The 20637-nt window shown below is 69.4% G+C and carries 17 protein-coding genes; 3 read left to right on the top strand and 14 right to left on the bottom strand.

Going from position 1 to position 20637, the window contains the following annotated elements; translation table 11 throughout:
- Nucleotides 1-53 precede the first annotated feature (53 nt).
- The 12 genes from ACZ6YV_RS40305 to ACZ6YV_RS40360 all read right to left on the bottom strand — a co-directional run bounded on the left by ACZ6YV_RS40305 (nt 54) and on the right by ACZ6YV_RS40360 (nt 14665).
- Nucleotides 54-1058 carry an N-acetylglucosamine kinase gene (locus tag ACZ6YV_RS40305; protein WP_465514653.1) on the bottom strand — a complete coding sequence of 335 codons (1005 nt, stop codon included), beginning with the start codon at nt 1056-1058 and terminating at the stop codon, nt 54-56.
- Entirely contained in the window at nt 1043-2308 is a 1266-nt protein-coding gene (locus ACZ6YV_RS40310) for a 6-phospho-beta-glucosidase (protein ID WP_465514654.1), read from the bottom strand. The genes ACZ6YV_RS40305 and ACZ6YV_RS40310 overlap by 16 nt, the downstream gene beginning before the upstream one ends.
- A complete protein-coding gene (locus ACZ6YV_RS40315) occupies nt 2305-3198 on the bottom strand; it encodes a carbohydrate ABC transporter permease (protein WP_465514655.1) in 894 nt (297 codons plus the stop codon). The genes ACZ6YV_RS40310 and ACZ6YV_RS40315 overlap by 4 nt, the downstream gene beginning before the upstream one ends.
- Nucleotides 3195-4184, bottom strand: coding sequence for a carbohydrate ABC transporter permease (locus ACZ6YV_RS40320; protein WP_465514656.1), 990 nt, complete (start codon nt 4182-4184; stop codon nt 3195-3197). Before ACZ6YV_RS40320 ends, ACZ6YV_RS40315 begins: the two co-directional genes overlap by 4 nt.
- 4 nt (nt 4185-4188) lie before the next feature.
- The gene (locus tag ACZ6YV_RS40325) at nt 4189-5571 is read right to left on the bottom strand and encodes an extracellular solute-binding protein (protein WP_465514657.1); all 1383 of its coding nucleotides are present in this window, start codon (nt 5569-5571) and stop codon (nt 4189-4191) included.
- A 10-nt stretch (nt 5572-5581) separates the two neighbouring features.
- Entirely contained in the window at nt 5582-6832 is a 1251-nt protein-coding gene (locus tag ACZ6YV_RS40330; RefSeq protein ID WP_465514695.1) for an ROK family transcriptional regulator, read from the bottom strand.
- A gap of 233 nt (nt 6833-7065) precedes the next feature.
- Nucleotides 7066-7311: a hypothetical protein gene (locus ACZ6YV_RS40335; RefSeq protein ID WP_465514658.1), complete on the bottom strand. Its 246-nt coding sequence runs from the start codon at nt 7309-7311 to the stop codon at nt 7066-7068.
- Between the two features lie 263 nt (nt 7312-7574).
- Nucleotides 7575-8588, bottom strand: coding sequence for an NAD(+) diphosphatase (gene nudC / locus ACZ6YV_RS40340; RefSeq protein ID WP_465514659.1), 1014 nt, complete (start codon nt 8586-8588; stop codon nt 7575-7577).
- Nucleotides 8588-9964 (bottom strand): M16 family metallopeptidase, encoded by a 1377-nt coding sequence (locus ACZ6YV_RS40345; RefSeq protein ID WP_465514660.1) that lies wholly within the window; start codon nt 9962-9964, stop codon nt 8588-8590. Before ACZ6YV_RS40345 ends, nudC begins: the two co-directional genes overlap by 1 nt.
- A complete protein-coding gene (locus ACZ6YV_RS40350) occupies nt 9961-11265 on the bottom strand; it encodes a M16 family metallopeptidase (protein ID WP_465514661.1) in 1305 nt (434 codons plus the stop codon). The genes ACZ6YV_RS40345 and ACZ6YV_RS40350 overlap by 4 nt, the downstream gene beginning before the upstream one ends.
- Nucleotides 11266-11286: 21 nt before the next feature.
- Entirely contained in the window at nt 11287-12894 is a 1608-nt protein-coding gene (locus tag ACZ6YV_RS40355; RefSeq protein ID WP_465514662.1) for a DUF2207 family protein, read from the bottom strand.
- 1 nt (nt 12895) lies between these two features.
- Nucleotides 12896-14665, bottom strand: coding sequence for a DUF2207 family protein (locus ACZ6YV_RS40360; RefSeq protein ID WP_465514696.1), 1770 nt, complete (start codon nt 14663-14665; stop codon nt 12896-12898).
- Nucleotides 14666-14936: 271 nt separating this feature from the next.
- Here ACZ6YV_RS40360 and ACZ6YV_RS40365 point away from each other — a divergent pair, with 271 nt between their 5' ends.
- A complete protein-coding gene (locus ACZ6YV_RS40365) occupies nt 14937-16247 on the top strand; it encodes a neutral zinc metallopeptidase (RefSeq protein ID WP_465514663.1) in 1311 nt (436 codons plus the stop codon).
- A gap of 188 nt (nt 16248-16435) precedes the next feature.
- Here the strand turns inward: ACZ6YV_RS40365 and ACZ6YV_RS40370 are convergent, their stop codons facing one another.
- Nucleotides 16436-17386, bottom strand: coding sequence for an RDD family protein (locus tag ACZ6YV_RS40370; protein ID WP_465514664.1), 951 nt, complete (start codon nt 17384-17386; stop codon nt 16436-16438).
- A 61-nt stretch (nt 17387-17447) separates the two neighbouring features.
- Between ACZ6YV_RS40370 and ACZ6YV_RS40375 the strand changes: the two genes are divergently transcribed.
- A complete protein-coding gene (locus ACZ6YV_RS40375) occupies nt 17448-18455 on the top strand; it encodes a stage II sporulation protein M (protein WP_465514665.1) in 1008 nt (335 codons plus the stop codon).
- 17 nt (nt 18456-18472) lie between these two features.
- Entirely contained in the window at nt 18473-19546 is a 1074-nt protein-coding gene (locus tag ACZ6YV_RS40380; protein ID WP_465514666.1) for a hypothetical protein, read from the top strand.
- A gap of 266 nt (nt 19547-19812) precedes the next feature.
- Here the strand turns inward: ACZ6YV_RS40380 and ACZ6YV_RS40385 are convergent, their stop codons facing one another.
- Complete coding sequence (locus ACZ6YV_RS40385) at nt 19813-20595, bottom strand: hypothetical protein (protein WP_465514667.1); 783 nt, start codon at nt 20593-20595, stop codon at nt 19813-19815.
- Nucleotides 20596-20637 lie beyond the last annotated feature (42 nt).

Consider the following 20637-nt stretch of genomic DNA (forward strand, 5'->3'; position numbering starts at 1 on the left):
GTTCAGGACGTTTTTTGTCCTGAACGACCCTTTCATGACACACGCCGCGCCGTTCAGACCCGCTTGGTCGCGGCCTTGAGAGAGACCTTCGCGGTGTCAGCCGCACCGATCGTGTCCAGCGCGAACAACGCCGCGCCGACCACAGGGGCGACGTCGACGACCTGCACCGAAGCACGCGGAGCCACCTTCAGGCACCGCCGCTCGATCTCCGCGATCACCGGCGCGCCGACCCCGGTCAGCACTCCCCCGCCGAGGATGACTTCGGGCGCTTCCCCGGTCAGTTCGAGCCGCCGCAGGATGACCGCGACCAGTACGGCGACCTCGTCGACGAACCGGTCGACCACGTCCTGCGCCACCTCGTCACCGCCCGCCGCGACGGCGAACAGCAGCGGGCACAGGCCGTGGATCACATCGGTGTGCAGCTCCTCGAAGTGCAGTCGCTGCACCACTTCCAGCACCGAAGACGCCTTGAAGTGCGCGGCGACCGCCGCCTGTAGGGCCGTGCCGGGGCCCCGGCCGTCCTCGGCGCGGACGGCCCACCACAGCGCCTCCTCGCCCAGCCGGTAGCCGCCGCCCCAGTCGCCGGAGATCTTGCCCAGCGCCGGAAACCGCTGCTCACGACCGTCGGCGCTGACGCCGGCACCGTTGATCCCGGCGCCGCACACCACCGCCACCCCCGTCCCGTCGGAACTGCCCGCGCGCAGCAGCGCGAGCGTGTCGTTGCCGACGATCAGCGAGTCGCTCCAGCCGCGGGCGGCCAGCGCCGCGTGCAGGATCGCTTCCTCCTGCGGGAAATCCAGTCCCGCGAGGTAGGCCGACGTATGTGCCGCGAACGGCCGTTCGTCGGGAAGCCCTGCCCCGCGAAGGGCTTCCAAGACCAGTTCTTCCAGCAGGCGGACGCTGGCTTCGACCCCGATGTTCTGCGGGGACGCGCCCGGCCCCCGCGACTGCCCGAGCACCCGTCCGTCCCGGGAGACGATCAGGACGTCGGTCTTGCTGTTGCCGCCGTCGATAGCGACGACGACGTCTGGTGAGCCGGCCGTCATGCCCCCGCCCACGGCAGGAACTCACGGTTGATCTGCACGAGGGTGTCGGCGAGCTGATCGGCCTTGGTGTACTGCCCGACCAGCGGATGCGCGAGCAGCGCGTCGGCCACCCGGTCCCGGCCGCCCTTGATCGCCGCCTCCAGCGCGAGGTGCTCGTATGCGGTCACCCCGGCGATGAGCCCGGCGAACCGCTGCTCGACCGGCGCCTGCGGGATCGGACGGGGACCATTACCGTCCACAAGGGACGGAACCTCGATGACGGCGTCGTCCGGCAGGAAGTCGAAAGTTCCTTCGTTGCGGACGTTGACGACGTGCTCCTCCGCGGGCCCGCCCGAGGTGAGCGCGTGCACGAGCTGCACAGCGGCCTCGGAATAGTAGGCACCGCCCCGCTTTTCCAGCTGCTCCGGTTTGGTCACCACCTCCGGGTCGAGGTACACCTTGAGCAGTTCCTCCTCGACGTCGCTGACGACGTCCGCGCGCGGCCGCTCGGTGCGCTGCTTGGTGACCTGCTCGTCGTGCCCGTAGTAGTACTTCAGGTAGTACGACGGCACGACGTTCATCCGCCGCATCCACTCGACCGGCGCGGTGACGTGCTCGCCGATGAACTCCGCGTGCTCCCCGAGCAGTTCCGGCAGCCGGTCCACGCCGTTGACGAGCACCTGCCGCTCCCAGCTCAGGTGGTTCAGTCCGGTGTGGACGAGTTTGACGTCGTCGATGCCGGCCCCGAGCAGATGCGCGAACGTGCGCTGGAGGTGGATCGCGACGTTGCACAGCCCGACGGCGCGGTGGCCCTCGTTCAGCAGTGCGCGGGTGACGATGCCGACCGGGTTGGTGAAGTTGACGATCCAGGTGTCGTCACCGGCGGCTTTCCGGACCCTGTCGGCGATGTCGAGCACCACCGGCACGGTGCGCAGCGCCTTCGCGAGGCCGCCCGCGCCCGTGGTCTCCTGTCCGACACAGCCGCAGGCGTGCGGGAACGTCTCGTCCCCGCGCCGCGCGCGCTGCCCGCCGACCCGCAACTGGATCAGCACCGCCGCCGCGCCCTCGACACCCTCTTCGAGGTTGGCGGTGGTGCGGACCCGCGCCGGATGCCCGGCATGGTTCAGCAACCGGTTGCTGAAGTCCCCGACCGCCTCCACCCGGTAGGCGTCCGGATCGATCAGCACGATCTCGTCGACGTCCAAAGTGGACCGCCGCCCGGCGATCCCGTCGATCAGCTCGGGTGTGTAAGTGGAACCGCCACCGACGACTGCCAGTTTCATCCCTTGACCCCTGTGAATGTGACGCCCTTGACGAAGGACTTCTGCGCGAACACGAACAGCACGATCACCGGCAGCATGATCAGCGCGGTGGCCGCCATGGTGAGGTTCCATTCCACGTGGTGCATGCCGCGGAACGACGCGATAGCCAGCGAAAGCGGCCAGCTGTCGCGGGTCTCACCGGTGTAGAGCAGCGGACCGAAATAGTCGTTCCAGGTGAACAGGAAACAGAACATCGCGGTGGCCGCGATCCCCGGCTTCGCCATCGGGATCAGCACCTTGACCATCGCCTGGAACTCGTTGCAGCCGTCGATCTTCGCCGCTTCGAGGTAGTCCTTCGGAATGGTGAGGAAGAACTGCCGCAGCAGGAAGATCGAGAACGCGTCGAAGAAGAAGTACGGCACGATCAGCGGGATCAGCGTCCCGGTGAACCCGAGCCGCACCCACAGGTCGTACAGCGGCACGACGGTGACCTGTGGCGGCAGCATCATCGCGGCCACGGTCAGCATGAAGAACAAGTTCTGCCCGCGGAACTTCAGCTTCGAAAGCGCGTACGCCGCCGGGATCGCCGAAACGAGCGCCCCGAACGTGGCCAGCGTCGAATACAGCATGCTGTTGCCGAAGTACTGCAACAGCGGCGCCTTTTCGAACACCTCGATGAAGTTCTCGAAGTGCCATTCCTTCGGCCAGAAATTGGACGAAAGCGCCTGGTCGCTGGACATCACCGCGGTGAGGAACACGAACAGGATGGGCAGCATGAAGATCACGCCCATCGCGATGCCCAGGCTGTGCGTCGCGATCCAGTACAGCTTCTTGTCCCATTGGCGGCGCATCCGCACCTTCGGCGGTTCGGACGCCGGGGCGGTGTGCCGGGGCTCGGCCAGTGTGGTCATCCGCCCTCCTCCTGATGCTGGGACTTGCGAAGCTGCCGAACGAGAATCCACGTGAACCCGGCCGAAACGATGAACAGCAGGACGGCCATCGCCGCCGCGTAACCCATGTTGAAGTACCGGAAACCCTGGACGTACAGCCAAACCGGGTAGGTCAGCGTCGAGTTCTGTGGTGCGCCGATGAATCTCGTGTTACCCGCGACGTCGGCCGCGCCCGCGGCCGCCGACCCCGCGACGATCGCCTGCGTGAAGAACTGCAACGCGAAGATCATCGAGTTGACGACACCGAACAGCAGCACCGGCGAGATCGACGGGAGTGTGACGTGCCAGAACCGGCGGACCGGGCCCGCGCCGTCGAGCTGAGCGGCTTCGTACTGTTCCTGCGGCACGTCGAGCAGCGCCGCCAGGATGATGATCATCAGCTCGCCCGAACCCCACATCACCAGCAGGGTCAGCGCGGGCTTCGACATCGCCGGGTCGTTGAACCACAGCCCGCCGTCGATGCCGACCGACCGCAGGAACGCGTTGACCGGGCCGTATTCCGGGTTGAACAGGAACACGAACGCCAGCGTCGCCGCGGCGGGCGGGGCCAGCGAAGGCAGGTAGCAGAGCGTCCGGACCAGGCCGACGCCCGACTTGAGCCGGGAGATGATCGACGCCGTGCCGAGGGCGAACACCACGCGGCAGAACGTCAGGACGATCACCAGCCACAGCGTGTTGTACGCGGCGGTGCCGACCAGCGGCTCGCTGGTGAACATCCGGATGTAGTTGTCGAAGCCGACGAACTCCGGCGCGTTGATCAGGTCGTAGCGGGTGAACGAGTAGTACAGCGTGGCGATCAGCGGGTAGCCGAAGAAGATCAGGAACCCGAGCATCGCCGGTGCGATGAAGTAGAAGACGGTGCGACGGCGGCGCGCTGCGTTCCCCTTCCGCGTCCGGGTGGACGCGGAAGGGGAAGCGACCGCCCTGGAATCCAGGGTCGATGTCATGCGATCAGCCGCCGGCGCGTTTCTGGGCCAGCTCGTCGTTGACCTGAGCGTCGACCTGCTTGAGACCCGCGACCATGTCCGGGATGTTGCCCGCCTGCCACTTCTCCGCGAAGTCGTTGACGGCCTTGAGGTGCGCGTCGCCGATCGGGGTCGAGGGGTTCGGCAGCAGCTTCCCGCCGTTGTACAGATCGAGGAACGTCTTGAACTCCGGCGTGACCTCGAGCTTCGGGTCGGTCAGCGCGGCCTTGGTGCTCGGCACGTTCTTGAGCCCGTTCGACAGGCCGACCAAGGTGTCGGTGTCGAGGGTGACCTGCTTGATCAGTTCCCAAGCGGCACCGGGGTTCTTGGCACCCTTGGGGATCGCGATGATCGTGCCCGTGGTGAACGCGCCGCCGTAGCGGTCCGGCTTGCTGTCGAGCACCGGCGGGGCCGCGGTGGCGAACTTCAGTTCCGGCGCCTGGTCCTTGATGAACGCGGTGCGGTATTCGCCGTCGATCATCATCGCGAGCTTGCCGCGCTGGAAACCGTGGTCCGCCGAGTACTCCTCGCCGAGACCGGCCTTGAACTGCTCGACCTTGGCGTGGCCGCCGTAGAAGTCGACAAGCTGCTTCTGGAAGTCGAACATCGCCTTCCACTCGGGGCTGTCGGCCAGGTGCGACTGCCCGTCCGGGCCGAGGTAGGTGGCGCCGAAGTTCGGGGCCCAGTACTGCGCGTAGTTGGCGTAGAACGGCATCGACGGCAGGAAGCCGGCGACCTTGATCGAGCCGTCCGGGTTGAACTCGGTCAGCTTCTTGGTGGCCTCGAACAGTTCCGAGGTCGTCTTCGGCGGCGAGGTGATGCCCTTCGCCGCGAACATGTCCTTGTTGTAGTAGAAGCCGTAGACGTCGGCGAGCAGCGGCATCGCGCAACGCTTGCCCTGGTATTCGGTATAGCTGCGGACAGCGTCCGGGATCTGGCCGAGGTCGATCTTGTCGCGCTCGATGTAGGGCTTGAGATCCTGGAAACTGCCCGTGGAACACCAGGCGCCGAGGTTGTCGGTGAAGAACGAGATCGCCACGTCCGGCGGGTTGCCACCGCGGATGGACTGGGTGATCTTGTCGTCGTCCTGCTGGCCTTCGTGCTTGATCTCGATGTTCGGGAACTTCGCCTTGAGCTTGTTCAGCCCGGCGGTGACCACGTTGTACTCGCGGTCGGTGAACTTGCTGTAGACGGTCAGCGTGAGCTTCGCGTCCGCGGCGGGGGCCGCCGCCGCGTCACCCGCCCCATCCTTCGGGCCGCTTGCGGCACCCGAACAAGCGGACACCAGCGCGGCGACGGTGACCGCGCCGAGCACTATCGAGCCGCGCCAACGGCGGCCACTTCTCCGAACCTGGGTCGTGGAACTCATGACCCTCCTCCTAGTTGGTTGGGGCGGGAGACGGTGGTTCTGTTCGTGAATCCGGGATCGCCACGATCGGATGGGGCTCTCCCGCCCCGGACCGCCCGGGCCCGAGGAGCGAAGGGGTGTTGACGCCGAAGACGTCTCTGCGGACGGTGGCGAGGGCGGACTGAAGCGCTCCCTCGCGCACCGCGTTGCCCTGCACCGACGCGACCCCGACCGGGGTGCGGGGCAGGACCAGCTCGTGCAGCCTTTTCGCGACCAGGGCGGCGAATTCGTCGCCACCGGCCCGGCTGGTGTCACCGGAAAGAAGCACGAGTTCGGGGTCGACGACCGCGATCAGGTTGGCCGCTCCACCCGCGACGCGGCGGGCGAGGTCGTCGAGGAAGGGGCCGTTCCCGGTTTCGCGGGCCTTGGCGACGGCGTCCGCGCCGGTCTCGGCCTCGATGCCGTGCGCGGCGGCCAGTCCGACGACGGCGGGCGACGCGACGAGGTCACCGAAGCGGTCTCCCTCGCGCGGCTTTTCTCTTTGACCGGCGACCGAAGCCGGGTCCGGCACGCGCATCCAGTCGATCTCGCCGCCACCGCCGGTCGCGCCGCGCAGCAACCTGCGGCCGACCACCACCGCGCCGCCGACGCCGTCGCTGAGCCAGATCATCACGAAGTCGTCGAGCCCGACGGCCTGGCCGACGGTCATTTCGACGATCGCGACGAGGTTGACGTCGTTCTCGATGGTGACCTCGACGCCGAGTTCGAGGCTGAGCCTGCGCGGCACGTCGAAGCCGAGCCAGCCGGGGATGTGCGGCGCCGAGGAGAGCAGCCCGGTGCGCGGGTCGAAGGCGCCCTGCGCGCCGATGACGACGTGGCGGAGATCGGTGGCGGCGAGCCCGGCTTCGTTCGCGACGTGGGTGAGGGCCGCGCCGAAAGTGCCGACGACGTCCGCGCCCTCGTGGACCGGCAGCGGGACCTGGTACTCGGCGAGCACCGCGCCGGTGACGTCGGAGACGACGAAGTCGGCCAGGTGCGGCGTCAGATCCACGGCCGCGACGTAGGCGACGCCGCCGTTGACCTCCCAGAGCTGCGCCCTCGGGCCGCGGCCCCCGCCGCGGACGCCCGCCTTGGTGACGACGTCGTCCTGTTCGAGGCGGGTGAGCAGCTGCGCCGTCGCGGGCTTCGACAGGCCGATCGCGACTTCGAGCTCGGAACGCGTCATCGGCCCCTCCTGGAGGAGGACCTCGATGGCCGCGCGATCGTTGATCTCGCGCAGCATTCGCGGACTGCCGGCTCGCACTTGGACTCGCTCCCGACTTCGTTAGGAAACTTTACAGACGGTTTCCGGGGACTGTAGTGAGCCGAACCACAGCCGTCAACGGCGCTGGGAAACAGGGAGGTAACGCTTGGGTGTTCCGCACAGCGGGTATGCGTACCGGTGCGGAGGGTGTATCTGACGACAAAGGGCCGCTCAGGAGTTCCTGAGCGGCCCTTCGGCTATGCGTCGATGGATCAGAAGTTGGGCTGCACGTACAGGTCGTACACCCAGGGGATCGAGGGCGAGGGGTAGCACATCCACCCGTCCCAGTCCCCGGCGATCTGGCCATGGTGGCCGGTGATTCCGCAGTCCTCTTCGGTGTACGAACCGAAGTACTCGTAGTCCGAGGCCTGCGCCGCTCCCGCGGTCGCGGCGCTGATCGAAACGAAGGCCGCGACAGCGACTCCGGCGACGGCGAACCGCCGCAAGGTGTTCTTCATGTTTTCCCCAGTTTTTCGATGCGAAAGTCCCGAAATCGGACGACCGGAGAATATCGGACAGGCCACGGCTTCGCGGGCAAATCACCAACCTTGTGGCGATCTCGCGTGATCAGACGCCGCACACGCGTGATCAGGGGCGGAACTCGCGTGATCAGACACCGCACACGCGAGTTCCGCCTCTGATCACGCGAGATCGGCGTTCAAGCACGCGAGTTCCGCCTCTGATCACGCGAGTCACGCCTTCGGTCTGCGCAATTAGTCGACTAAACGCCGGCCCAGGCCGCCAGCATCACGCGCGCGATGGACGAGTTCCCCGGCAGCACCAGCTGCCGGGTGCCACCGGCGATCGGGGTCGGCACGGCGCCCGCGTTCCGCAGCTGGCTGTTCGCGAACGCCGCCCGCACCTCCGCGCGCGAAACCCAGAACGCCTCTTCGATCTCGCCCTCCGCGGGCACGAGCGTGGCGGAGATGTCGGCCCGCGCGGTGAAGCCGAGCATGATCGACCGCGGGAACGGCCACGGCTGGCTGCCGAGGTAGCGCACGTCGCGCACGTCGACACCGACCTCTTCGCGGATCTCCCGCTCGACACAGCCTTCGAGCGACTCCCCCGCCTCGACGAAACCGGCGAGGATCGAGTACCGGTCCGGCGGCCAGATCGGCTGCCGCGCCAGCAGGACGTGCTCGCCGTTGACACCGGCGTCGTCGTGCACGAGGCAGATCACCGCCGGGTCGGTGCGCGGGTACTCCTCCCGGCCGCAGCCGGTGCACTTGCTCGCCCAGCCCAGCTGGACCAGCTCGGTCGGGCTCCCGCAGCGCGTGCAGAACGTCGCCTGCAGCCGCCAGTTCCGCAGCGCCTGCGCGGTGGTGAACAGCCCTGCCGACGCGTCGTCGAGCAGGTCACCGTAGCCGCGCAGGTCGACCCAGATCTCGCCTTCGTGCCGCGGGACCTCTTCGACGACGCCCCAGCTGCCCGCCATTGCGACGGTCTCGGTCTCCCCGGCGGGGCGGCCGGGCAGCGACCAGTAGTCGGTGCCCCGCCACTCCCCGAGGAAGACCGCGTCGGCGGGCGGCTCGGTGCCGAAGTCCTGCGTCTTGCGGGTCGCGAGCGTGCCGGAACCCTCCACCACGGGGGTGCGCGCGTGCTCGTCGAGCAGCACGACCCGGGCGTCGGGCCAGCGCGTGGCGAGCCTGTCCGGGTTGGTGCGCAAGGATTCCTGACGGTCCGCCATGGAGCGCGAAAGCGTCGGGAGCGCCCCCAACCCGAACGGCGTCTCCATCAAGCAGGCTCCCCGACGGTCACGTCGCCCAGCGCCTTCAGCTTCGGCGCGAGGACGTCGGCGTCGCCGACGACGACCCCGGTGAACCGCTTGGGCGCGAAGAACTCCAGCGCGGCGTTCGCCACGTCCTCGTCAGTGACAGCGGCGAGCCGGGCCGGGTGCTCGGCGAGCCATTCGGCGCCCAGGCCGGTCGCGGCGAGCGCGGCCAGCTGCGCGGCGAGGCCACCCTGCGACGACGCCGACGTGACCAGCGAACCGATCGCGTACTGCCGCACCGACTCGACCTCGTCGGCGGTCGGCGGCACGAGACCGAGCCTGGCCAGCTCGTAGCGCGTCTCCATCAGCGCGGCCGCGGTCGCGTCGGTCGCGGTGTCCGCGTCGACGTTCACCACGGCGGTCTGGTCGGTGAACTCGAACCCGGAGTGCGCGCTGTAGGTGTAACCCTTGTCCTCACGGATGTTCTCGACGAGCCGCGACGAGAAGTACCCGCCGTACGCGAGGTTCGCCAGCTGCAGCGCGGCGTACCTCGGGTCCGTGCGCGACACGGTCTGCGCGGACAGCCGGATCTGCGACTGCACGGCACCGGCCCGCGGCACCAGCAGGATGTTGCCGCCGGTGAGGTCGGGCAGCGCGGGCAGCCGGACGGCGGAGCGGTCCGAAGCCCAGCCGCCGAGCGCCTTCTCCAGGTCGCCGATGACGGTCTGCGGGTCGATGTCGCCGACGAGCACCAGCACGGATCCCCGCGGCAGCACCGAAGCCTGGTGCAGCGCGCGCACCTGCTCCGGCGTCACGACGGCGACGTCCTCGGCCTGCGGGACCTCGCGGACCGCGGGGTGGTCGCCGTAACGGTGCTTCTGCAGTGCCTCGCGGGCGATCGTCCGCGGCTGCGTGCGGGAGACGGCGATCCGCTCGATGAGCCGCTCGCGTTCCCGCTCCACCTCGGCGTCCGCGTAGGACGCGCCCGTGAGCGCGTCGGCGAGGACGTCGAGCATCGTCGGCAGGCCGTCGGCGAGCGAAGTACCGGAGATGGACAGCCGCTCCGGGTCGACGCCGGACCCCAGGTCACCACCGATCAGGGCCAGATCCGCGTCGATCTCGATGCGGTCGCGGCGGGCCGTGCCTGTCAGCAGGGTCTCGGCCAGCACTTCGGCCGTCGCCGGGTGCAGCTTGTCGTCACCGGCGAACGGGATCCACATCCGCAGCTCGACCAGCGGCACGGTGGCCTTGCGGACGGCGAGCACGCGCAGCCCGTTGCTCAGCGTGGTGTCCACATGGGACAGCTCGGCGGCGGCGCGCTGCGTCCCCAGCGACGGGACCGGACGCGGCCCGGCGGCCGTGCGGCCGATCTCTTCAGCGGTGCGGTGCGGTGCGCTCACTGCTCGGTACCTTCCTGCTCGGATTCGGCGCTGCCGGGGCGGACGACGAGCACGGCGCGCGAGTCCGGCCGCAGCGCCTTCGCCGCCGCCGAGACAGCTTCCCCGGTGACCGCCGACATCTTCTCGGCGAGCCGGTACACCAGCGACGCGTCGCCGTACAGCAGCTCGAACGAGCCGAGGGCCAGCGTGCGGGACACCAGCTTGTCGTGCTCGGAGTGCAGGCTCGCGGCCCAGCGCGCGGTGACCTTCTTGAGTTCCTGGTCCTCCGGCGGCGTGGCCGCCAGCTTCTCCAGTTCCTCGTCCAGCGCGGCGAGGACCTGGTCGGTGCTCACCTCGTGCGGGTGGATCGCGGTGATGGTGAACGTGTCCGGGTCGCGCGCCTCGAACGGGCCGAACAGCCCGGCGCCCGCGCCGATGTCGACGACCAGCGGCTCGCGGTGCACCATGCGCTGCTGCAGCCGGGAGCCGTCGCCGTCGGTCAGCACGCCGGCGAGCACGAGGTTCGCCAGGTAGCCGTCGAGGTCGTTGACCGGATCCGGCATGCGGTAGCCGACGCCGATCGCGGGCAGCGGGGCGTGCGGGTCGATCTGCTCGCCGCGCAGCTCCCCCTCCGGGGCCGGCTCGGCGAACGAGGGACGCTCGGGCGCGGGCCGGTGCGGCACGTCGCCGAAGTGCTTCTCGATCAGCTCGCGGGCTTCCTCGACGGTGAAGTCACCGGCGACGGTCAGCACCGCGTTCGCGGGCGCGTAGTAGGTGTCGAAGAAGGCCGCGCAGTCGTCGAGGGTGGCCTGTTCGAGGTCCTCGAAACCGCCGTATCCGTTGTGCGCGTTGGGGAACGTGGAATACAGCACCGGCGGGAGGGTGATCCACGGGAATCCGCCGTACGGCCGGTTCAGCACGTTGAGGCGGATCTCCTCCTTGACCACGTCGATCTGGTTGGCCAGGTTCTCCTGCGTCAGCTTCGGCGCCCGCATCCTGTCCGCTTCGAGGAACAGGGCGCGCTCGAGAGCCGCGGCGGGGAGGACCTCGAAGTAGTCCGTGTAGTCCGGATGAGTGGACCCGTTGAAGCTGCCGCCACTCGACTGGACGTACCGGAAGTGCGCGAGCTTTTCCAGGCTCTCGCTCCCCTGGAACATCAAATGCTCGAAGAGGTGCGCGAAACCGGTGCGCCCTTCGGGCTCGGAACGGAAGCCCACGTCATAGTGGACGCTGACACCCACCACCGGAGCGGTCGCGTCGGGCGCGAGCACCACGCGCAGACCGTTGTCGAGGGTGAATCGGACAAGCTCGGGATCGGCCATGCGCACCACCCTACGGGCTAGTCAGGCCTCCAGGCGACGGCCCTGGCGGGTCGCGGCGAAGGTTCCCACTAGTGCGGCGGTGAAGTCGCTCACCCGCGCGAACTCCACCTCTTCGGCGGTTTCCTTGCCGTACCAGTAGATCTTGGGTCTGCCCTTGAGCGCGGCGAATCCGGCGAGCCACTGTTCTTGTTCGCCGAGAGCGAGCGCGTAGGGCAGCGCCCGCGAAAGAAGCACCTCGCGTTCGAGCTTCGGGACGGCCGAGGCCTTGGTCGCCAGCAGCGCGTCACGGACGCCGAGCAGCCGCCGGTGCAGCGTGACCCCGGCACCTGTGCGCACCGGCAGCCACCGGGCGGCGACGGCGAGTACGGCACCGGCGGCGATGACGATCAGGCCGAGCTGGGCAAAGCCGACCGTCAACGCGAGCAAGACGGTGAGGAACAAACCGTAGAAGCAGATCCGCAGGCCGACGCGCGTGAGTTTGCCGGGCAGCCGCGAGTACCAGCGGCGTTCGACCACGCTGTCGGCCAGCGCGTCCCGCACCGCGTCGATCCCGATTCGCTCGGCCTGGATCTCCGACAGCAGCACCGACTCCCGCTCGTCCGGCAGCAGGACGTCGAACACCGCCCGTTCGAAAGCGGTCAGCTGCTCGTCCGGCGGGTTGCGGCGGACGAGCCGCCAGCCGGTCAGTTCGCCGGGCTCCTCGCTCACCCACAGGTAGTTCCGGACCGCGAGGTCGACGACCGTCGCGGCGAGATCGACGGCGTCGGCGCGACCCGAGAGGACGGTCCCGGCCTGTCCCGGCAGCACGCCGTCGGGTGACGCGAACGCGGCCTTGTCGTCCTTCCCGCTGAGCAGCCGGACCGGGAGCGCGTCGCCAGGGTGCTTGTCCCGCCTTCGCAGCAGAGCCAGCGCCACGGCGGCCGCGATCAGCGCGAGCGCGAAGCCGCCCCAGGCCCAGCCGACGGGGGCGGTGAGCACGAACGCGCCACCGAGGGTCTTCGACGGCTCCAGCCGCGCGTTCGCCGGGACCGTGCCGCCGGGCAGCTCGACCGAGATCTCCATCCGCTGCCCGGCCGCGAGGTTCTGCTGGCTGAACCGGGTCAGCCCGGAATGCGCGATCTGGGCCGTCCCGCAGTGCGCGCGCGAGCCCTCGGGACCGGCGTAGCAGGTGACCGCGTTCGGGATCGACGGCGCGGCGAAGCTCGCCCGCACGAGTTCGAGACGGCTGTCCCAACCGCCCGCGAGCTGCCAGCCGACCCGAGTCAGACCGTCGGCTTCGGTGACGACACCGTCCACTGTGTACCGGACGATCGAGGTGCCGCCCTTGAGCTTGACGGTGAACTCGTCGTCGGTCAGCTCGGAGCTCCCCGCGCCTTCGATGACGACGTCACGGATGCCGATGATCCGGTCGCGGTCGCGCGGGGCCGCCGTGCGGAGCGGGATCCGGCGGGTCATCGTCGCCTCGCTCGGGACGGACACCGCCTCGACGACCGAGAGGGCGCCGTCGCGTTCCACCTTGAGCGAGATCTCCGCGCTGTTCGGCAACGAGGGGAGCTGCGGTTCGCCCTGCGCCCGCGCCGGTGCCGCGCCCAGCACGAGCAGAAGACCGACCACTACCCAGATCTTCACGTCAGGCGGGCACCGGTTCCGGGCGGATCGAGCGCAGGTGACCGGATTCGGCGAGCAGACCGTCCAAAGCGGACAGGAAGGACGGCAGGTGCGCGGCGAACCGGCGCAGATCCCGATCGCCTTCGAGACCGCCGAACCAGTACAGCCCGGCCGAGCCGTCCGCCGACGGGTCGAGCCCCTCGAAGGTCCGCAGCCAGTGTTCGGTGTCGCCGAGCACGATGGCGTACGGCAGCGACCTGGAGAACACCATCTCCCGGTCCGCCAACGGAATGGCGTCGACCTTGACGGTGTGCAGGTATTCGAGCAGCCCGCGCACCTGGCCGACCAGGCGCCTGCCGCGCGAGGTCTTCGGCGGCACCCACGAAGCACCCAGCAGTACGGCGACCCCGGCGAGCGCGACAGCGACGCCGAGCAGTGCGTGCCCGGCGGTGAACGTCAGGACAGCGGTGCCCACGAGGCCGAGCACGACCAGGCCGACACCCGCCCACGTGAGCTTGCTCTTGCCCTTGTCCGGGCGGCGGGAGAACCAGCCCTTGCGGACCACGTCCGCGTACATCGCCTCGCCGGCGACGCGGAGATCGACGGTGCCACGGCCGCGGAGTTCCGAAAGCAGCACGGAATCGGTGCCCTCGGGGAGGATCGCTGTGTAGATCTCGCGCTCGAAGGCGACGAGGTGCTCGTCCGGCGCGTTACGGCGGGCGAGCTGCCAGTCGACCGTGCCGGTGCCCCGGACCTCGGCGATCCACAGGTAGTTGCGGACCGCGAGGTCGACCACCGTGCCGCTGACGTCCACGACGTCGACGGTCTCGTCGATGACCGTGCCGACCTGGCCGGGCAGGACGCCGTCGGGCGAGGCGAAGGAGACCCGATCGCCTTCGCGCATGAGGACGTCGACAGGACCGGTGCCCGCGGTGAGCGCGCCCTTGTCGCGACGGCGCAGCAGCGCGATGGCGAGCGCGCCGAGGATCAGGAACAGCGCCAGTACCCCGAACCCGATCCCGGCGAGAGTGGTGAGGGCGAACGCGCCGCCGACCGAGGCGATCTGCTCGAACCGCGCGTTCGCGGGCACTGTGCCCGCCGGGAGTCCGACGGCGAGGTCGACCCGCTCGCCGGCCGCGAGCTTGTCCTGCTCGATGCGGACGACGCCGCTGTGGTCGGTCTCCGCGAGCGAACACTGCCTGTCCGAACCGAGCGGTCCGGCGAAACAGTCCACTGTGGGCATTTCGCGCGTCGGCGCGCTGAACGAGGCCGAAACCCGGGTCAGCTCGCCGTCCCAGCCGCTCGCGACCTGCCAGCGTACCTGCTGCGCGCCGTTGACGTCCGCGACCGCGCCGTCCACTTTGTACTTGAGGGTGGACGCGCCGCCGTCGAACGTGGCGACCAGCTGCTCGCCGTTCGACTCGGCCTTGCCCGCGCCCTCGACCGAGACGTCACGGACCCCGTAGACGCGGTCCTGTTCTTCACCGGCGGGAACCTTCAACGGGATCCGGCGCACCAGGTGCTGTCCACCCGGGACGGTCACCTGCTCGGTGATCGACACCGAACCGTCGCGTTCCACCTTCACCGCGACGTTCGCGGCCGAACCGCTCGGCGGCTGCAGCAGCCCGAGCTGGCCGCGCGCGCCGAGCGGCGGCGGCTTCGGCAGTTGCGGCGCGTTCGTCAGCGAAGGGCCCGCTTCGGGCGCCTCCGGAACGTTCGTCTCCGACGGCGGCGCCATCAAGGCCGAGCTCGCCGCGACGGCCACGACCGCCGTCCCCCATTTTGTCAACACAGCCACACACTCTAGGGCAGCCGATCTATGCTGACCGCCGAAACGCCGAATCCGCTACCTGGGCGAACGGCGTTGCCGAACCGCATGGGGGATCCACTCGATGAACCACCAGCCGCCCGGCCCGCCTGATCCGCGGCGCCGGCCGACTCCGCCACCACCGGGGCCTCCGGGACCACCTGGACCACCTCGGCCGCCGCAGGGTGGCCGTCCACTCCCGCCGCCGGGGGCGCGCCCGCTGCCGCCACGTGGCGGTCCGCAGGGCAGGCCGCCGGTGCCGCCGCCGAACCGGCCGGGACCGGCCGGCCGTCCTGGGCAGCCGGGTCACCAGCCACCGCCGGGCCCCGGCCGCCCGCCGGTCTCACAGCCGACGCCGATCCCGCCGCCATACCGGCCGGGCCCGCCGAGCGGCGGGATGCCGTTGCCCCCGCCCGGTGCGGTTCCGTTGCCGCCGCCGCAGATCGGCGCGCCGGTCCCGTTCCGGCCCGGTGCCGTCGGGCCGCCGCAGCTTCCTTACGGCCCGCGGTTCGCGCCGCCCGCCTTCGCTCCCTATGGGGGATATCGCGCGAAGAAGTCGAACGGCGGTGTCATCGCCGCGGTCGCGATCGTGGCCGTGATGGCCGTGCTGGGCGGTTTGCTCATGGTGATCACCATCGCGAACGGCCGCTCGAAGCACGTCGCGGACGCCGGATACTCGAGCTATTCGACGTTCCCGACGACTTCGTCCTCTTCGGACTCCACGACGACCACCACGTCCGGCGACACCTCCGCGACGAGCACCCGTTCACGCGATTCGACCGCGTCGCGGGAGACGTCCGCAGGCTCGACCCGGGAGACCTCGGCGAGCCGGGCACCGTCCGGCCCGCAGCCGCAGCACAAGCTGGCGGACAACCCGCTGTGGATGGACAACAAGGTCGGCCTGCCGAACCAGGCGTGCAACCTCTCGCGCTGGGCGACCAACCCGAGCGCGTCGTCGGCGTTCTTCGAAAGCGCGCGGCCCTGTTTGGACAGTGTCTGGCAGCAGGTCATGAGCTACACGAAACTGCCGTTCCGGGTCCCGACCGTGAAGTACCCGTCCGGCAAGAACTGGTCGAGCCCGTGCGGTGACGCCAGCGGCGGCACGGTGGCGGCGTTCTACTGCTCGCAGAACGAGACGCTGTACATGCCGTACGAAGGCCTTCAGCCCGACCAGTACGGCAACCGGCCCGGGGTCTATCTGGCCGTCTTCGCCCACGAGTACGCGCACCACATCCAGGCGCTTTCCGGGATCTCGGAGGCCTACTGGGACGCACGGTACGACGCGGGCACCGACTCGGCGGCAGGCCTGGAGATGTCACGGCGCAACGAGCTTTCGGCGCAGTGTCTGTCCGGGACGTTCCTCGGCTCGACGGTGGGCCGCGGCGGCTCGGTCGACCAGGCGATGTACCGGGACGCCTGGGGCTCGCAGGACCGCGGCGACCACAACGGCGGCCCGCGCGACCACGGCTCCGACGCGCACGCTGTCTCGTGGTGGCAGCACGGCGCGCAGAAGAACCGGATGTTCGAGTGCAACACGTGGGCGGCGAGCTCGGCCAACGTCTCCTGACGCTGGGTCGCTGGGTCGCTCTGGCTGCTGGTCCGTGAAGGCCTCCTTCCCTCGGCTCAGCGAAGGAAACTCGACCTTCACGCACGGCAACGCAGGCTCTCAGTACATGAAGGCCCCCTTCATTGCGTCTAGCGCAATGAAGGGGGCCTTCATGTACTTACTTACCGGCTTCACGGAACGGGTGCAGGTCAGCCTGGCGGCGCGAAGGGGTTTTCCGGTTCCGGCGAAGCCTCCGGCGGGGCGACCGGCTGCGGCGGGGCGACCGGCTGCGTGATCGGCGCGGGAGCGGCCACCTGCGGATACGGCTGCGCGTACTGCCCTTGCGCCCCGGGCTGCGCAGGAGGCGCGTACTGGGCGACAGGCACGGGCGGCGCGTACTGAGGCTGCAACTTCGCCTGGTCCCGCTGCCGTCGCTCCGCCAGCACCGCCGACAGATACGCCCACGACGGCACCCCCGGCGGCACCGGCGCCCCGATCACCCCGGCGACCTGCTGCGCGAGCCCGTGTCCGAGGGCTTCGGCCGCTTCGGGGCGAAGCTCGCTCGTGCGGCTCAAGTACTGACGGCAGGCCAGCGCGAGGTCGTTCGGCAGCCGGGTCAGGTCCAGCTGCGAAGCCCAGTACGCCAGCTGCGGCGGCATCCCGACGTACGGCGTCCGGGAGGCGGGCATGCGTTCCCGGATCACCAGGGTGCCGGCGAGGTAGTCGCCGACGCGGCGGCCGTTGGGCGACAGCAGCGACGTGACCACCGCCACGACGCCGAGCAGGCCCAGCGCCCAGAAGTCGATGAAGAACCCGGCGAGCCCGCGGACCAGCGCGTGCCGGAATCGGACCGGGCCACCGTCGGTGCGGACCACCCGCAGGCCGAGCGCCATCTTCCCGAGGGTGCGGCCGCGGCTCAGTGTCTCGAAGATCACCGGGTAGCCGACCATGATCAGCACGAGGGTCACCAGGAACAGGGTCAGCGCGAGCGCCTCGTCCCCGAACGCGGCGACCTGGCTCAGTACCAGCACCGCCGCGAAGAGCGCGAGCAGCTGGATGGCGACGTCGAGCATCATGGCGAGCCCGCGGCTGGCCAGTTTCGCCGCGCGCACGTCCAGGACGACGGCCTCGCCGGTGACGAGTTCGGACTCTTGTTCCACGCGGCAAGCGTAGTGACGAATAGGCTGGGCGACCAAGGACGATCACCGGGAGGGCTCCGAGTTGGACGTGGACGTGTTCGTCGCCGCGCACCAGGCCGAGTGGAACCGGCTGCGTGAGCTCGTCGGCCGCGCCGGGAAACTCAGCGGTCCGGACGCCGACGAGCTGGTGACGCTGTACCAGCGCGTCGCGACGCATCTTTCGATCATCCGCTCGGTCGCGCCCGATCCCGTGCTCGTCGCGCAGCTGTCCGGGCTGGTCGCGAAGGCCCGTTCGGCGGTCACCGGTTCGCACAGTCCCGCCTGGCGCGAGGTCCGGCTGTTCTTCACCCACCGGTTCCCCGCGGCGCTGTACCTGAGCAGGCGCTGGTGGCTGGCGGCGGCGGCGGCGTCGATCGCGGTGATGGCGATCGCGGCGGTGTGGATCGCCGGCGACCCGCAGGTGCTCGCGTCGCTGGCCTCGCCCGAGGAGTTCAAGGACCTGACGGCGCCGGGCGGAAAGTACGAGACGTACTACTCGTCCGACCCCGCCGGCTCCTTCGCCGCGCGTGTCTGGACCAACAACGCCTGGGTGGCCGCGACCTGTCTGTTCCTCGGCGTGGTGCTGGGGCTCCCGGTGATCTACGCGCTCTGGGCGAACTCGCTGAACCTCGCGATCGGCGCGGCGCTGATGTCCTCGGCCGGGCGGCTCGACGTGTTCTTCGGCCTGATCCTGCCGCACGGCCTGCTGGAGCTGACCGCGGTGTTCGTCGCGGCCGGGACGGGGCTGAAGCTCGGCTGGACGGTCATCGACCCGGGACGCCGCTCCCGGACCGCGGCGCTCGGCGAGCAGGGGCGCTCGGTCGTGGTGATGGCGCTGGGGCTGACCGTGGTCCTGCTGATCTCCGGCGTGATCGAAGGTTTCGTGACGCCGTCGGGCCTGCCGACCTGGGCGAGGATCGGAATCGGAGTAATCGCCGAGGTCGCGTTTTTACTCTATGTGTTCATTGTCGGGCGTCGTGCCGCGAAAGCGGGCGAAGTGGGTGATGTCGACTGGCGATACGCTGGAGATTCTCGACCTGAAGCGGGCTGACCTGGTTAGCTCCTCCCATGGGGAGAAAACGTTTACGCGTATTCGCGATAGTCGTCCTGTCCATTCTCACCTCGACGCTTCTCGTCGGCGCCTCCCAGGCCAAGACCTCGGCCGCGCCTTCGGGTAAACAGAACTGGGTGGTGAGCGTCGGCGGATTCCGGACCGACGCCGACCGCAACTACGTCCGGCTCGGCTATCTCGTGTTCAACCCGGCCGACAACACCGTCGCGCACAATTTCTGGACCTGGAGCCAGGCGGACTTCCCCGCCCCGGTCAACAGCGACGACGTCTATTACTGCGGCAACTGGCCGCCGGGCTCCAATCCCCGCAACAACTGCCCGATCAAGACCGCGCCGGGCTTCACCGGTGAACCGAACGGTCATTTCACCGGCACCTATGCCGAGAACTCCGGACAGGTGGCCATCACCTGGACCAGCAGCACCGTCAACGGCACGACCACACCCGTGAACCTGGCCGAGACGTGGTCGGTTTCGGAGACCCGGCCGGGTCTCGGCCGGATGCAACTGGTCGGCGACAACTACTCGATCAGCAGCGGCATCGCCTACGGCAGCAACGCTTCCCTCGCCCAGACCAGCAAGGCCCCGATGAGCTCGGTCCGCGCGACCCAGCGCTCGTACCTGCTGGAAGGCCAGGGTGTGAATCGCCGCGCGATCACCAACTGGACCAGGGGAAGCAACGGTGCCCTCGGCGTCGGCCCCGGGTGGAACAACTGCGACGACGGCTCGTGTCTCGGATTCGTGCAGTACGACTCCGGCTGCGACCCGTCCTCCTGCTGCCCCGCCGGTCCCGGCCACGCGGCGTGCGCGCAGAAGATCATCGACACCGGCGACAGGCGTTTCTACTACTTGAGCGACGCCTTCGGCGGGCGGCGCAACAGCTACGAGTTCTGGTGCGAATGCCTGTCCTACGACGGTTGCTACCTCGGCAACAGCCACGTCCGGCCGCTGCTGCAGGTGATCGACGACGCGGGGGCGTTCCAGGGCTGGGTCGGCGCCGAGGTCAGCCCCGACCGGAGCGGCACGCGGGATCCGTCGGGCGAGTACTACTCCAGTTTCGCGCTGGTGGCCTAAACAGCAGGTGAGTTCCCGGTCCAGGTGGTCGTGAGTGGTAAGTGTCGTTAGAACCGTCGTAGCCACTCACGAGGCTCTACACCGCACTCCACACGCCGCGCCCGCCTTCGCCGCAACCGACGTTGCGAAAGTGGCTTTCGCAACACCCCGACCACAGCCACGCGGCACTACAGGGCCATCAAAAGGCGCAAGTGAGCACTGGGTCTCGTGAGTGGTAACTGTCGTTAGAACGACACTCACCACTCACGAGACCCAGCCAAAACGGCTCAGCAGCTGCAACTCCCCTCGAAAGCGATGCTGTTCCCGTCCTCCAGACCCGCGCTCCCCGCGAACCGGATCTCGAACTCGCCGGGTTCGGTCAGGACGATCTTCGGGCTCGTCGCCGAACCGTCGGCACCGGTCTTCGCCGTCGCCGTCTCGGCTCCGCCCTCGAAGACGAGCACGTTCTTCGGCCGCGCCGCGCGTACGAAGAAGTTCACCGGGACGTCGGCCGCGGGCTGGCCGTTCTCCCCGATCACGCGCACCACGAACGGCTGCCCCGGCGTCTTCGACGACAGCCGCTGCCCGTTGCCGGACAGGATCGCGAGCGTCCGCACCCCGGCCGCCCAGGTGTTGGCGAGCCCGGGCAGCGAACAGACCTCCTGGTACAGCCGCGCCCCGGCGGTCGGCGCCTCGGCGGTCAGACAGCGCGCGGTCGCCACGTTCGCCAGCAGCACCAGCCCGGGCAGCCCGGCGTTGCGGCGCCACTGCTGGTAGCGGTCCTTGCCGTCGCACGCCACGAGTTTGACGCCGACCCCGTCGACGGGGCTGATCGCCGCCAGGCACTGTCCACTCGGGACATGCTTGTACGAGAGCGCCGCCTTGTCGTACAGCCACCGCGCGCCGGCGTCCTTCGCGTCGGCGAGGACGAGCTTGCCATCGGCCGCGGACAGCGAGACGTTCCCGCCGCCGTCGGCGAGGTAGACCGGGGTCCCGGCGGGTTGCGCGGAAGCGGGTGAAACGAGCAGCACCACCGGGAGCAGTGCGAAGAACAGCACGACCTTGCGCAAGCCGGACCCCAATCGTGGTCGGTCTGGATCTCCTTCCGAGCT

The sequence above is a fragment of the Amycolatopsis sp. NPDC102522 genome (genome assembly GCF_055584485.1).